The organism is Roseateles sp. GW821-FHT02E12, from assembly GCF_059421665.1.
On record NZ_JBWKVK010000002.1, the window covers coordinates 548033 to 561343 of the forward strand.

The following is a 13311-nucleotide window of genomic DNA, read 5'->3' on the forward strand; positions in this document are numbered from 1 at the left end:
GGGATCAGGCGTGGATGCGGTCGGCCAGCTCCGCCCACACCGGCGTCAGCTTGGGCGCCAGAGGCGGCAGCGTGCCCAGGTCGACACGGCTTTCCTGGGGGCAGTGGAAGTCCGAGCCGCGCGAGGCCAGCAGGCCGAACTCGATGGCCGTGTCGGCGTACTGAACGAACTCGGCGGCCGTGTGGCTGCCGGTGACAACCTCGATGCCGCGCCCGCCGTGGCCGATGAACTCGGTGATGAGCGCGTACTCCTCGGTGGGTGTGAAGTCGTAGCGGCCCGGATGCGCGATGACGGCGACGCCGCCGGCGCGCGTGATCCAGCCCACCGCATCCTTCAGCGCCGCCCACTTGTGCGGCACGAAGCCGGGCTTGCCTTCGGTCAGAAACCGGCGGAAGACGTCGGGCACGTCGCTGCAGAAGCCTCCGTCTACCAAAAAGCGCGCGAAATGGGTGCGCGAGATCAGGTCGGGGTTGCCGACGTACTTCAGCGCGCCCTCGAAGGCGCCCGGGATGCCCACCTCGGCCAGGCCGGCCGCCATGTCGCGGGCCCGCGCCTCGCGGCCGCCGCGCGTGGCGCGCAGGCCGTTGATCATCTCCGGGGCCTGGTGGTCGAAGCCCAGGCCCACGATGTGCACGACGCGGCCAGCGAAGGTCACCGAGATCTCGGTGCCGGTCAGGTAGGGCAGGCCCACGGCCTTGGCGGCGTCGATGGCGCGCTGCTGGCCGCCGATCTCGTCATGGTCGGTCAGCGACCACAGCTGCACACCGCGCTCAGCAGCGCGTTCTGCCAGGGCCTCGGGCGTCAGCGTGCCGTCCGACACGACGGAATGGCAGTGCAGATCGGCGTTCAGGGTGGGATCGAGATTCACGTCTCGATTGTGTCAGCCCTGTCATCACCGAGCCGTTACAGGTGGCTATGCGGCAAGCAGGGTGCGCTGTGGCGAGCGGCGGTCCACGAAGAAGCGGCTGCCGCCGGCGCGGCCCTTGGCCACGCGCTTGGGCTCGGCCAGCGCGGCACTCAGCGCCCGCGCGTTCTCGAAATGACCCGGCAGGTGCAGCACCGCGCCGGCCGAGATCGTCGGCAGCGGGTGGAAGCTGGGCTGGTTCTGCCGATTCAGCGTGATGTAGCCGCCGGCGGCCAGGTGCTCGGCTGAGAAGAAGCTGCGCACGCCGGCATCAAAGGCTTCGCAGACGCGGCCGAGCCGGTCCTCCCAGTCGGCGCTGCCCAGCACCATGACGAAGTCGTCACCGCCAATGTGGCCGACGAAGTCCAACTGTGGGTCGGCCGCCTGGGTCAGCGCGCGGGCGGCCAGGCGGATGATGTCGTCGCCGATGCGGTAGCCGTAGACGTCGTTGAAGGGCTTGAAGTGGTCGATGTCCCAGACCACGGCGGCAAAGGTCTCGCCGGCCTCGATGAGGCGGTCCAGGTGGTTGTCGATGGGCACGTTGCCGGGCAGCAGCGTCAGCGGGTTGGCGTAGCGCGCGGCATGCACCTGCAGGTCGGACACGGCCTTGAGCAGGTCGGAACTGCGGCCCGAGCCGAAGTAGGTGCCGTCTCGGGTGACGATGAAGCCGTCGGTCAGCAGGCGTTCGTCCAGGTTGGCCATCGCGTCGCTCATCGCGCGCAGCGGCGTGCTGACGTCGAACACCAGCGGGTGCGGGTCCATCAGCTCGACGCAGCTGCGCTTGTCGAAGATGTCCATGAAATAGCGTTCGGTGCTGCGCTTGAGCACATGCAGGGAGCGCAGCAGGCCGACGATGCGTTGCTGATCGTCCAGCACCGGAATGGCGAGCAATTGCTCGTCGCGGTGGAAGAGGTCGACGATGCTGCGGCAGTTGGTAGTCGGCGTGACGGTCAGGCCGCGCCGGGCCAACTGGGCGGCGCTGGTGATGGCGCCCTGGCCCAGCGGCAAGGCCAGGTCGTTCTGCAGCAGGCGCGGCTGGGCGTCGGCGGCCAGCCGGCCGCTCCACTGCGCGCTCAGGTTGGCGCGCGGCGTGGCGCTCGGGCGGGCGAACAGATAGCCCTGGCAGATCGTCAGCCCGAGGCGGCGCAGCACGTCGAGATCGGGCTCCTGCTCCAGGCCCTCGGCGACGACCTCGCAGCCGCTGGTCATGGCCATCTCCACGATGGAGCGCACGAACTGCTGCTTCAGCGGTTCCTGGGCGATGCCGTCGATGAAGTGGCGGTCGATCTTGACGAAGTCGGGCCGCATCTGCATCCAGCGGCGCAGCGAGGCGAAGCCCTCGCCGAGGTCATCCAGCGCGACGCGAAAGCCGCGCTCGCGCAGGGCCTGCAGTGCATCGTCGAGTTGGGCCAGGTCATCGATGGGACGGGTCTCGGTCAGCTCGATGACGACGCGTGAGGTCGGCAGGCCGAGTTCGGCCAGCTCGGCCGCCAGCACGCCGACATGCTCGCGTGCGCCGAGCAGGGTGTCCGCGGTGACGTTCAGGAAGAGCTGGCCCGGCAGGCCCAGCGCCTTGAAGCGCTGGATGGCGCGGCGCACGATGAGGTGCTCCAGCTCGACGAGGCGGCCCAGCCGGGCAGCGGCCTCGAACAGCACCAGGGGGGAATGCAGCGGCCCGTCGGCCGGGCCGCGCGTCAGCGCCTCGAAGCCGAAGATCTCGGCGCGGTCGAGGGCGACGAGCGGTTGGAAGTGAATGTCGAAACTGCGCTGGGCGATGAGGCGGTCCAGCGCGATGGCAAGGGGGTCGAGCGCGTTGTCGCGCATGGCAGGGGCTCCGGTGGCCAGCGCCCGCGAGGTATCCGCAGGCGTTGCCGGAGCAAATTCTTGGCAGTCGTCATGACAGCTCGGTGAAGCTGACAGCAGCGCATGCTGCCGCCGCCAATTCCTTCACACCTGAGCCGCCTCGATGACGTATTGCACCCGCTGCTGGCCCTGCCATTCGTCGAGGTTGAGCCGGTAGGCCAGCGTGACGCGCTCGGGCAGCATGTCGACGTGGTTGAACCAGATGCCGTCGATCAGCTTGCCGTCCTGGCGCAGTCTGAGCTTCAGGTGCTTCTCGCCGACGAGCCGCTGCGACACCAGCTCGAAGCGGTCGCAGAACACCGGCGCCTCGAAGCCCTGGCCCCACACCTGTGCGTCCAGCAACCGCGCCGTCTCGGCGGTGGCTGATTCGGGCGGCAGCGCGCCGTCGTGGCGCAGCGTGCGGGTCAGGTCCTGCTCGTTCAACCATTCCTCGGCCACGCGGGCGAAGGCCAGCGCGAAGCGGTTGATGTCATCGACGGCCAGCGTTGCGCCGGCCGCCATCGCGTGGCCGCCGAACTTGGCGAGCAGCTCGGGCTCGCGTTTGCTGACGAGGTCGAGCGCGTCGCGCAGATGAAAGCCCGGGATGGAGCGCCCCGAGCCCTTCAGATGTCCGTCGGCGCCACGCGCGAAGACGAAGGTGGGGCGGTGCACGCGGTCCTTGATGCGCGAGGCGACGATGCCGACGACGCCCTCGTGGAAGTCGGCGTCGAACAGCGCCACGGCCGGCGGCAGCGCGCCTTGCAGCGCCTCGACGAGGGCGTCCAGCCGCGCCTCGGCCATCTCGCGCATGCCGCTCTCGATCTCGCGGCGCTCGCGGTTGATGGTGTCGAGCTGGGTGGCCAGCTCCAGCGCGCGCTCGGGGTCGTCCGTCGTCAGGCATTCGATGCCCAGCGTCATGTCGGCCAGCCGGCCGGCGGCGTTGATGCGGGGGCCTAAAGCGAAGCCGAGGTCGAAGCCCTGGGCCTTGCTCGCATCGCGCTTGGCGGCGCTGAACAAGGCCATGACGCCCGGCTGTGCGCGGCCCGAGCGCATGCGCTTGAGGCCTTGGGCGACGAGGCGGCGGTTGTTGGCGTCGAGCTTGACGACGTCGGCCACGGTGCCCAGCGCCACGAGGTCCAGCAGGCCGTCCAGGCGCGGTACTTCCGTGAACGCACCACGCGAACGAAGCTCGGCGCGCAGGCCCATCAGCACATAAAAGGCCACGCCCACGCCGGCCAGCGACTTGCTCGCGAAGGTGCAGCCCGGCTGGTTGGGGTTGACGATGGCCTCGGCCTCGGGGACGACGATGGCCTCGTTGACGAGCGCGGGCAGGTGGTGGTCGGTCACCAGCACCTTCAGGCCGACGGCTCGAGCGTGGGCCACGCCGGCCAGGCTGGCGATGCCGTTGTCCACCGTCACGAGCAGCGCGGGGTGCTGCTCCAGAGCCAAGTCGACGATGGCGGGCGTGAGGCCGTAGCCGTGCACTGCGCGGTCGGGCACAACGTAGCCGAGCTGATCCGGCCGGGCGCCGAGCAGGCGCAGGCCACGCAGCATGACGGCGCAGGCGGTGGCACCGTCGCAGTCGTAGTCGGCCACGATGACGAGGCGCTCGCCGCGCTGAATGGCGTCGGCCAGCAGCCGGCCGGCTTCAGTCAGCCCCTTGAGGTCGGTGGGCGGCAGCAACTGGGCCAGGCTTTCGTCCAGCTCGGCGGCCTCCCGTACCCCGCGCGAGGCGAGCAGCCGGGCCAGCAGCGGCGCGACGCCGGCCTGCTCCAGCGCCCAGGCGGTGCGCGGCGGCACGTCGCGTTCGATGAGCCTGGGTGAGTTCACAGGGCCTCCATCACGGTAGCCACATCGGGTGTCTGCCAGCGGCGCTTCAGCTTGGCCATGAAGGACAGCGGCTGGGCCGTGAAGCGGCGCGCGAAGCGTTCGCCGCACAGTGTCAAGCTGGTCAACTCCTTGGCCAGCGGGCCGGCGTCCAGGCGCTGCCAGGCCTCCGCCCAGGCGGCGAGGTCGCCCATCAGCAGGGGCTCGGTCAGGCGGGCGTCCACGATCACATCGGCTGGCTGGCCGTTTGAGCGGCCGATGTCGCCGATCCAGACCGAGTTGATCGCGTGTTCGCCGCGCGCCTCGCGCTCGACGTTCAGCGCGTGCTCGTGCAGCATCATCTGGGCTTCGTTCTGCCAGCGGCGCAGCACGCGGCTCTGGGGCAGCCAGGGTTCGATGGGCCGGCCGGCGGCGCGCTCGATGCTGGCGGCGGCCAGTCCGTCCAGCGCGTTGGCGTGGCCGATGGCCCAGTGCGTTGCATCCAGCAGCCGCCACTGCCAGCCTTCGGATTCTGGCCAGAGCTCGCGCAGTAGCGCGGTGAAGCGGGCCGCGTCCGACTCGGACAGCCGCAGCGCCGCCGGCGGCAGCACATCGACGCCATCGGTGCCCACGGCCAGATGCACGGGGCTCATCAGCGCCCAGGCCAGCTCGGGTCCTGCCTCCAGGCCCCAGGCGGCCGCGCTCGGCTCGGCCTGGCCACGCAGCGCAGCCAAGGCCAGATGATGGGGAGGTTGGGGCGAGAACTCGTCGGTGCCCCAGGTCTCGGCCGGGCTGAGCCGGTTCAGCAGCGCGGCCAGGTTGGGCAGGGCCAGGCTGGAGAACGCATGCCGCGCGGCCTCGTCCAGTGCGCCGGCATGGGGAATCATCAGATGCATCGTTCGGATTATCCCGGGGGGCTTTCAACGCTTTGTCACAGAAGCTTCATACACTTTTCGTTATGACCGACCCGACTCCGCTGAAGCTGCTCAACCGCGAACAGGCCATTCTCGAATTCAACCGTCGCGTGCTCGCCCAGGCCCAGCGTGAAGACGTGCCGCTGCTGGAGCGGCTGCGCTATATCTGCATCGTGTCGAGCAACCTCGACGAATTCTTTGAGGTGCGCTTCGCCGACATGTTGGAGGCCGCGCGCGATCCGCTCAGCACGGTGACGAGCCAGGACGTCGAGCGCGTCGGCCGCGCGGCGCATACGCTGATCGACGAGCAATACCTGATCTTCAACGAGCAGCTCACGCCGCTGCTGCGCAAGCAGCGCATCGTGGTGCTCAACCACGCGGACCGCGACGAACCGCAGCGGCGCTGGGTGGCCAAGTACTTCGAGCGCGAGGTGAGGCCGCTGCTGATGCCGGTGGGCCTGGATCCGGCCCACCCCTTCCCGCAGGTGGCCAACAAGTCGCTGCACTTCATCATGCGGCTGTCGGGCAAGGACGCCTTCGGCCGCGACAACCGCATCGCCATCGTCAAGGTGCCGCGCGTGCTGCCGCGCGTCATCAAGCTGCCGGCCAACCTCGGTGACGGCCGCCAGGCCTATGTGCTGCTGACCAGCGTCATCCGTGCCCACCTGGAGGAGTTGTTCCCGGGCCGCAAGGTGGAGGCCTTCTCGCAGTTCCGCGTCACGCGGGACTCCGACCTGGAGGTGGACGAGGAGGAAGTCGCCAACCTGCGCCATGCGCTGCGCTCGGGGCTGACGACGCGCCACTTCGGCCGCGCGGTGCGGCTGGAGGTCGTCAACACCTGCCCGGCGGAGCTGTCGGAGTTCCTGCTGGAGCAGTTCGGCCTGCCCAACGCGGCGCTGTACCGCGTCAACGGGCCGGTCAACCTGGTGCGCCTGAACGAGCTGATCGACCAGACCGACGCGCCGACCCTGCGCTTCAAGCCCTACGAGCCGGCCTGGCCCTCGGGCCGGCTGCCGCGCCACAAGTCCATCTTCGAGAAGCTCAAGAAGGGCGACGTGCTGCTGCACCATCCTTTCGAGAGCTTCGAGCCCGTCGTGCAGATGCTGCGCGAGGCCGTCAACGACCCCGATGTGCTGGCCATCAAGCAGACCATCTACCGCACCGGCGCCAAGTCGGAGCTGATGGACCTGCTCATCGAGGCAGCGCGACGCGGCAAGGAAGTGATGGCCGTGGTGGAGCTGAAAGCGCGCTTCGACGAGGAGGCCAACATCAACTGGGCTGAGCGGCTGGAGGCCGTGGGTGCGCAGGTGGTGTACGGCATCGTCGGCTACAAGACGCACGCCAAGCTGCTGTTGATCATGCGGCGCGAGAACGGCAAGCTGCGCCGCTACGCCCACATCTCGACCGGCAACTACAACCCGAAGACGGCGCGCCTGTACACCGACCTCGGCATGCTGACGGCCGATGCCGACCTGACGGCCGACGCCGACTCGGTGTTCCGCCAGCTCGCGTCTCTGGGCAAGTTCAAGGCGGCGCGGTGCATGCTGCTGGCGCCCTTCAACATGCACAGCCGCATGCTGGAGTTGCTGGCGCAGGTGGAAAAGGCCGCGCTGGCCGGCTACAAGGCGGCTCGCGTCGTCGTCAAGATCAACGCGCTGACCGACGCCGAGCTCATCCACGGCCTGCTGCGCACCGCCCAGGCCGGCGCCAAGGTCGACCTCATCGTGCGCGGCGCCTGCATGCTGCCGCCGGGCCTGCCGGGCGTCAGCGACAACATCGTCGTGCGCTCCGTCGTCGGCCGCTTCCTGGAGCATTCGCGGGTTTGCTACTTCCGCTGGGCCGAGGCGACCGAGGCCGACCCGGGCGAAGCGCTGTTCCTGTCCAGCGCCGACTGGATGAGCCGCAACATGTTCCGCCGCATCGAGGTGGCCTGGCCGGTGCTGGACGCCAAGCTGCGCCAGCGTGTCATCGACGAGGCCCTGCAGCCCTATCTGTACGACACCATGGACGCCTGGCAGCTCGGGCCCGACGGGCGCTCGGTGCGTGTCAGCGAAAGCGGCGTCAGCGCCCAGCAGGCGTTGATGCGGCGTTACAGCGAGTAAAGCCTATGGATCTGATCCTCTGGCGCCATGCTGAAGCCGAGGTGATTGCCCCCGGGCAGGACGACCTTCAGCGCGCGTTGACGCCCAAGGGCGAGCGTCAGGCGCGGCGCATGGCGGCGTGGCTCAACCATCGCTTGGCCGCGACGACGCGCGTGATCGTCAGCCCCGCGCTGCGTTGCCGCCAGACGGTCGAAGCGCTCGGGCGCGAGGTGCGCATCGTGCCGACGATCGCGCCGGATGCGCCCATCGCCGCGCTGATCGAGGCCTCGCGCTGGCCCAGGTCCAGCGAGCCGGTGCTGATCTGCGGCCACCAGCCCACGCTCGGGCTGCTGACCGCGCATCTGCTGGCCGGCGTCGACCAGGAATGGGCCGTGAAGAAGGGCGCCGTCTGGTGGCTGCGCTGGCGCCAGCGCGACGGCGAGCCCGAGGTGACGCTGCATGCGGTGCAGGGGCCGGATGCGCTTTGACGCGCAATAACTGAAACACAGGCGGCCGTGCGCGAAACGGCGCTGAATCAGGCCGGGCGCAAAGTCAGCTCCGTCCCGCACTGCGGGTGATCGTCACGGAGACTGACATGCAAACGAATCTGACTCGCCAGGCTGAAACGGTGCTGAACGCGCTGCGCCGCCATTTCTCGGCTCTGCCGCGCGCTGCGGCGCCAGTTATCACCGATGGCGATGAAGCACGCTGGCGCTCCCAGCAGTTCGAGCGAATCGAGCGAGAACAGGCGCAGTTCCAGCTGTGCGCACTGGGCTGGCCCAGCGCCTGAAGGGCACGCGTCTCATGCCAAGCGGCCTGCATGCCGCTGGTCGTTCGCCCCGCGTCGAACAGCACGCAGGTGCTGTCCTCGGTCCGGCCTCACAGGTGGCGAGTCTCTTCCGGCTTGTTCCACCAGTTGTTGTTCAGGCCGTCGTAGTACTGGATAGGCGCGGCGACCAACTCCTCGGGCGTCACGTCGTCCAGGCAATTGACCTTGACCGACACGAAGGGGCCGCCCATCTCCTCGATGTGGCCGTGGCCGAAGGAGCGAACTCCGCAGGTCTTGCAGAACAGGTTGTGGATGCTGTTGCTGCCGAACTGGTAGTCGCCCTGGGCGTCCTCGCCCGCCAGCAGCCGGAAGGCCTCGGGCTTGACGGAGGCGCTCCAGTTGCGCGTCTTGAAGCAGATGGAGCAGTTGCAGCGGCCGGTGCCGGCGGCCAAGTCAAGGTCGACTTCGAAGCGCACGGCTTTGCAGTGGCAGCTGCCGGTGTAGGTCTTGAGCATGATGGCGGTCTCGCGTGGCGGTTGGAGGAAAGCATCCTCGCGAGCATCGCTGTCAGCGCATGGCAGCAGTCAGCTTGTTGCTGATATTTACGCAACCACCAGTTCGATGACCCCGCTGCGTGCCCAGGCCTCGGCCTCTTCCTTGAGCTGGAAGCGCGTGCGGGCCTGGTCGGTCGACCAGGTCTTGGGGCAGCGCAGCGTCAGCTGCTTGCCGACGCGCTCCAGCTTCGGGCTGCCGGCGGGCAGCGTGCGTGCATGACAGAGGATGACGCCCAGGCGCAGCGCAATGAGCTGTTCCAGCAGGGTGGGGTCGGTCAGTTGGGCCTCGATCTTGCGCAGGCCGCCGCGCTGCCCCAGCGCCAGCGCCGCGATGCGCTGCAGCTGGTTGGTGGAGAAGCCTGCCGCGTCGACGTGGGCGATCACGTAGGCACTGTGGCGGTGGTGGTCGTGATGGGACACCAGCATGCCGACTTCGTGCAAGGCCGCGGCCCAGCCCAGCTCGCGCAGCAGCTCGGGCGTGGGCTCGGGCACCAGCTGACGGTAGAGCTTCTCGGCCTCGCCGGCCACGCGGTCGGCCTGCGGCCTGTCCACGCCGAAGCGTTTCTGCAGCTCGGCGACGGAGTGTGCCCGCGGGTCGCTCGTGCCGCTGGGCTGCAAGCGCTCGGCCAGGTCGAAGATGACGCCCTGGCGCAGCGCACCCTTGGTGGGCTTCAGCTCCTTGATGCCGAACTGGTTGAGCAGGGTGTAGAGGATGCACAGCCCACCGGCGACGACGGGACGGCGGTCGTCCTTCAGGCCGGGCAGCTGCAGCTTGTCCTGGGAGCCGGCTGCCAGGCATTGCTCGATGCACCAGCGCAGTGCCCCTGGCGTGACGCGGCCGTCCGTCTGCCCCGAAGCGGCGAGGATCTGCGACACCGCGCCCACCGTCCCCGAGGAACCCAGCGCTTCCTGCCAGAGTTCGGGGCGGAACAGCGTCAGCGCTTCCTCCAGCTCGGCGCCGGCGGCGACCTGGGCGGCGCGGAAGGCCTCGGCCGTGTAGATGCCGTCGGCGAAGAAGCGCATCGACAGGCCCACGCTGCCCACGCCGAAGGACTCGGCAAGCAAGGGCTTGCGGCCGCTGCCCAGGATCATCTCGGTGGAGCGGCCGCCAATGTCGATGACCAGGCGCGGCTTGTTGGAGGGTTGCAGCCGTGCGACGCCGGCAAAGATCAGGCGCGCTTCCTCGCGGCCGGCGATCACCTCGATGGGATGGCCCAGCACGGCCTCGGCGCGGGCCAGGAAGGCGTTGCGGTTGCGTGCCTCGCGCAGCGTCTGCGTCGCCACGGCGCGGATGCGTTGGGGTGCGATGCCGATGAGCTGCTCGCCAAAGCCCTTCAGGCAGGTCAGGCCGCGCTGCATGGCGGCCTCGGTCAGCATGCCCTCGGCATCCAGGCCGGCGCCCAGGCGCACGCTCTCCTTGATGTAGCTGACGCGCTGGTAGCGGTCGCCGGCCAGCCGTGCCAGCTCCAGGCGGAAGCTGTTGGAGCCGATGTCGATGGAGGCCCAGATCTGGTTGCCTGGGGCCTCCAGGGCCGGGCTTTTCTCGGCCCGCCCCGCGAGGGAGTCCAGCCGCCTTGGGGCGGCTCTGCGTCGGCTGAAGGCGTCGGAACGTGTCGTCATGGCGGCCGATTGTCCGGGCAAAATTTGACGCTCCGTCGTAACCCCGCCATCCAGGAGCTCCCATGTTGAAAGACGAGATCGACAGCCTCGCGCCATCCCGCGACTTCAGTCGCCGCAGCTTCGTGCAGACGACGGTGGGCAGCGGCTTCGCGGCCGCCGTGCTGCCGGTGACGGCGCAGACGATCACGACCGACACGGCCGGCCTGGAGGCTGGCCCCGTCAGCATCCCGGTGGGCGACCTCCAGATGCCAGCCTACCGCGCCATGCCGGCGGGCAAGAAGAACCTGCCCGTGGTGCTGGTGGCCAGCGAGATCTTCGGCGTGCACGAGCACATCGCCGACGTCTGCCGGCGGCTGGCCAAGCAGGGCTACATGGCCATCGCGCCCGACCTCTTCGTGCGCCACGGCAATGCCGGCGCCTACACCGACATCCCCAAGCTCATCAGCGAGGTCGTCAACAAGGCTTCCGGCGCCCAGGTCAACGGCGACCTCGACGCCGCCGTCGCCTGGGCCGCAGCCCAGGGCGGCGACACGTCCAGGCTGGGCATCACGGGCTTTTGCTGGGGCGGCGGCACGACCTGGCGCTATGCCGCGCACAACCCCAAGCTGACGGCCGCTGCGGCCTGGTACGGCCCCGTGGCACGCAGCTACCACGCGGGCGACAAGACGGTCATCGAGCTGGCCGGCAGCATCAAGGCGCCTGTGCTGGCCCTCTATGGCGCGGCCGACGGCGGCATCCCGGTCGAGACGTTGACCCAGCTCGAAGCCGCGCTGAAGGCCGCCGGCAACACCAGGTGCGAGTTCGTCGTCTACCCGGACACACCGCATGCCTTCTATGCCGACTACCGCCCCAGCTACCGCAAGGCCGCGGCCGACGACGCCTGGGCGCGGGCGCTGGCCTGGTTCAAGAAAAACGGCGTCGCTTGACCGCTCTGCTACGCTGACCGCCCTCGGGCCGCTGTAGCGGCCCGTTGCTTTGCGCCTTTTCCATGACCCTGATCTACATCGTGCTCGCCACCTTCGCGGGCGGGCTGCTGTCGGTGCTCGTCGCCGCCAGCCTGACCGTCGGCGTGCTGACCCACCTCGTGAAGAGCCTCGTCAGCCTGTCGGCCGGCATCCTGCTGGGCACCTCGCTGCTGAACGTGCTGCCCGAGGCCTTCGAGAGCCGCACCGCTGCGCCGCAGACGCTGTTCGCCGTGCTGCTGGGCGGGCTGCTGTTCTTCTGGCTGCTGGAGAAGGTGGAGCTGTACCGCCACGTTCACCACCACGAGGGTGACGGCCACCACCACCATCACCACTTCGACGCCGAGCAGGCGGGCCGCGGCGGGCTGACGGTGCTGGTGGGCGACAGCATCCACAACTTCTGCGACGGCGCCATCATCGCGGCCGCCTTCCTGGCCGACACGCGCCTGGGCTTCGCCACGGCGCTGGCCATCGTGGCCCACGAGATCCCGCAGGAGGTGGGCGACTACATCGTGCTGCTCAACGCCGGCCTGTCGCGCGGGAAGGCGCTGCTGTTCAACGCGATCTCGGGCATGGCCTCGGTCGTCGGCGGCGTGCTGGGCTATTTCCTGATCGGCAGCTTCGACGGCGTGCTGCCGTATCTGCTGGTGCTGGCGTCCAGCAGCTTCATCTACATCTCGGTGGCCGACCTGCTGCCCCAGCTGCAGCAGCGCCTGGCCTGGCGCGAGACTTTCTCCCAGGTGGCTTGGCTGGCCGTGGGCCTGGGCGTGGCGTTCGCGGTGTCGCAGTTGCTGCATGGCACTCATTGACGCGGGGCTGCGCGGCGCGCTGATCGCGCTGCTGGCCCTCGTCGTCTTGGCACTGCTGCCGCACTGGCGGCATGTGCGGCACGCACACCTCGTTCGCATCGGCATCGCGCTGGCGCTGTCCCTCATCGTGCAGGCTTTGTCGGCCTCGCCCTGGGTCGAACACGAGCTGACCTGCGCCGTGCAGTCGCCCGGCATCGGCATCTCGCTGGGTGCGGCCGCGCTGTTCTGGCTGTTCGCCCGAGCCGTGTTCGAGGACGGCTTTCGGCTGCGCGGCTGGCATGGCCTGCTGTGGGTTGCCGTCGCGCTGTACGGTGCCACGATCTGCCTGTGGTCGCGCTGGTGGCCGGGCTTCGTGCTGCTGCGGGCCGTGCCCATCGTGTTCGCGCTGGCCGGCCTGGCCGCGGTGGTCGGGCCGTGGCGGGTGGACCTGGTCGAGAAGCGCAGGCGTTGGCGCGGCCTCGTCGTTGGCGGCGGCACGGCCTATGCCCTCGTCATGGTGGGCCTGCGCATTGGTTCGGCGGACGGCAGCCTGAGCCGCGACGCTGCGCTGGGCGATGTGGCCATGCTGCTGACGCTGAGCAGCCTGGTCGCCTGGCAACTGCTGCAGCCGCGCGTGCACGGGCTGTGGGGCGATGACGCCGAACCGGTGGCCGCGCCCGCGGCGCCAGCTGCCGACCCCCAGGATCAGGCCGTCGCCGTGGCGCTCGCGCAGCTGATGAGTGCGGGCCGTGGCTATGCGCAGGAAGGGCTGAGCCTGGCCGGCCTCGCCGAGCAGCTTGGCTCGCCCGAGTACCGGTTGCGCCGCGTCATCAACCAGGGCCTGGGCCATCGCAACTTCAATGCCTATGTGAACGGCCTGCGTCTGGCCGAGGCCAAGCGGCGTCTGGCCGACCCGGCCCAGCGCCAGCTGCCGGTGCTGACGATTGCGCTGGACGTCGGCTTTGGCTCCATCGGGCCGTTCAACCGTGCTTTCAAGGCCGATACGGGTGTGACACCCACCGAATTCCGGCAAAAAGCGCTGGCCGAATCCTAAAAACCAGCGCCGAAACC

12 protein-coding genes are annotated in these 13311 nt (G+C 69.3%); 6 read left to right on the forward strand and 6 right to left on the reverse strand.

Annotation, left to right across the window (positions count from 1 at the left end):
* Nucleotides 1-4: 4 nt before the first annotated feature.
* The 4 genes from AC07V5_RS13290 to AC07V5_RS13305 all read right to left on the reverse strand — a co-directional run bounded on the left by AC07V5_RS13290 (nucleotide 5) and on the right by AC07V5_RS13305 (nucleotide 5448).
* Nucleotides 5-868 carry a 3',5'-nucleoside bisphosphate phosphatase gene (locus tag AC07V5_RS13290; protein WP_495116150.1) on the reverse strand — a complete coding sequence of 288 codons (864 nt, stop codon included), beginning with the start codon at nucleotides 866-868 and terminating at the stop codon, nucleotides 5-7.
* Between the two features lie 45 nt (nucleotides 869-913).
* On the reverse strand, nucleotides 914-2728 hold the full coding sequence (locus AC07V5_RS13295) for a bifunctional diguanylate cyclase/phosphodiesterase (RefSeq protein WP_495116151.1): 1815 nt from the start codon (nucleotides 2726-2728) through the stop codon (nucleotides 914-916).
* A gap of 123 nt (nucleotides 2729-2851) precedes the next feature.
* Nucleotides 2852-4576, reverse strand: a complete 1725-nt coding sequence (gene recJ / locus AC07V5_RS13300) for a single-stranded-DNA-specific exonuclease RecJ (protein WP_495116152.1) — start codon at nucleotides 4574-4576, stop codon at nucleotides 2852-2854.
* Nucleotides 4573-5448 (reverse strand): hypothetical protein, encoded by an 876-nt coding sequence (locus AC07V5_RS13305; protein ID WP_495116153.1) that lies wholly within the window; start codon nucleotides 5446-5448, stop codon nucleotides 4573-4575. Before AC07V5_RS13305 ends, recJ begins: the two co-directional genes overlap by 4 nt.
* Nucleotides 5449-5510: 62 nt before the next feature.
* On the opposite strand from AC07V5_RS13305, the gene ppk1 reads away from it, so the two are divergent.
* The 3 genes from ppk1 to AC07V5_RS13320 all read left to right on the forward strand — a co-directional run bounded on the left by ppk1 (nucleotide 5511) and on the right by AC07V5_RS13320 (nucleotide 8337).
* Entirely contained in the window at nucleotides 5511-7568 is a 2058-nt protein-coding gene (ppk1, locus tag AC07V5_RS13310) for a polyphosphate kinase 1 (protein WP_495116154.1), read from the forward strand.
* Between the two features lie 5 nt (nucleotides 7569-7573).
* Nucleotides 7574-8035 (forward strand): SixA phosphatase family protein, encoded by a 462-nt coding sequence (locus AC07V5_RS13315; protein WP_495116155.1) that lies wholly within the window; start codon nucleotides 7574-7576, stop codon nucleotides 8033-8035.
* A gap of 107 nt (nucleotides 8036-8142) precedes the next feature.
* Complete coding sequence (locus tag AC07V5_RS13320; RefSeq protein WP_495116156.1) at nucleotides 8143-8337, forward strand: hypothetical protein; 195 nt, start codon at nucleotides 8143-8145, stop codon at nucleotides 8335-8337.
* Between the two features lie 89 nt (nucleotides 8338-8426).
* Here the strand turns inward: AC07V5_RS13320 and AC07V5_RS13325 are convergent, their stop codons facing one another.
* Together AC07V5_RS13325 and AC07V5_RS13330 are read right to left on the reverse strand one after the other, a co-directional pair.
* On the reverse strand, nucleotides 8427-8831 hold the full coding sequence (locus AC07V5_RS13325; RefSeq protein ID WP_495116157.1) for a GFA family protein: 405 nt from the start codon (nucleotides 8829-8831) through the stop codon (nucleotides 8427-8429).
* Nucleotides 8832-8918: 87 nt separating this feature from the next.
* Nucleotides 8919-10490 carry a Ppx/GppA phosphatase family protein gene (locus AC07V5_RS13330; RefSeq protein ID WP_495116158.1) on the reverse strand — a complete coding sequence of 524 codons (1572 nt, stop codon included), beginning with the start codon at nucleotides 10488-10490 and terminating at the stop codon, nucleotides 8919-8921.
* Between the two features lie 62 nt (nucleotides 10491-10552).
* Between AC07V5_RS13330 and AC07V5_RS13335 the strand changes: the two genes are divergently transcribed.
* The 3 genes from AC07V5_RS13335 to AC07V5_RS13345 all read left to right on the forward strand — a co-directional run bounded on the left by AC07V5_RS13335 (nucleotide 10553) and on the right by AC07V5_RS13345 (nucleotide 13294).
* Nucleotides 10553-11416: a dienelactone hydrolase family protein gene (locus AC07V5_RS13335; protein WP_495116159.1), complete on the forward strand. Its 864-nt coding sequence runs from the start codon at nucleotides 10553-10555 to the stop codon at nucleotides 11414-11416.
* Nucleotides 11417-11478: 62 nt separating this feature from the next.
* Complete coding sequence (locus AC07V5_RS13340) at nucleotides 11479-12261, forward strand: ZIP family metal transporter (protein ID WP_495116160.1); 783 nt, start codon at nucleotides 11479-11481, stop codon at nucleotides 12259-12261.
* Nucleotides 12248-13294 (forward strand): AraC family transcriptional regulator, encoded by a 1047-nt coding sequence (locus AC07V5_RS13345; protein WP_495116161.1) that lies wholly within the window; start codon nucleotides 12248-12250, stop codon nucleotides 13292-13294. Before AC07V5_RS13340 ends, AC07V5_RS13345 begins: the two co-directional genes overlap by 14 nt.
* Nucleotides 13295-13311 lie beyond the last annotated feature (17 nt).

Coding starts and splice junctions, on each gene's coding strand:
- AC07V5_RS13330 (WP_495116158.1), bottom strand. CDS start 10,490: ATGACGACACGTTCCGACGCCTTCAGCCGACGCAGAGCCGCCCCAAGG.
- ppk1 (WP_495116154.1), top strand. CDS start 5,511: ATGACCGACCCGACTCCGCTGAAGCTGCTCAACCGCGAACAGGCCATT.
- AC07V5_RS13320 (WP_495116156.1), top strand. CDS start 8,143: ATGCAAACGAATCTGACTCGCCAGGCTGAAACGGTGCTGAACGCGCTG.
- AC07V5_RS13345 (WP_495116161.1), top strand. CDS start 12,248: ATGGCACTCATTGACGCGGGGCTGCGCGGCGCGCTGATCGCGCTGCTG.
- AC07V5_RS13335 (WP_495116159.1), top strand. CDS start 10,553: ATGTTGAAAGACGAGATCGACAGCCTCGCGCCATCCCGCGACTTCAGT.
- AC07V5_RS13340 (WP_495116160.1), top strand. CDS start 11,479: ATGACCCTGATCTACATCGTGCTCGCCACCTTCGCGGGCGGGCTGCTG.
- AC07V5_RS13295 (WP_495116151.1), bottom strand. CDS start 2,728: ATGCGCGACAACGCGCTCGACCCCCTTGCCATCGCGCTGGACCGCCTC.
- AC07V5_RS13315 (WP_495116155.1), top strand. CDS start 7,574: ATGGATCTGATCCTCTGGCGCCATGCTGAAGCCGAGGTGATTGCCCCC.
- AC07V5_RS13305 (WP_495116153.1), bottom strand. CDS start 5,448: ATGCATCTGATGATTCCCCATGCCGGCGCACTGGACGAGGCCGCGCGG.
- AC07V5_RS13325 (WP_495116157.1), bottom strand. CDS start 8,831: ATGCTCAAGACCTACACCGGCAGCTGCCACTGCAAAGCCGTGCGCTTC.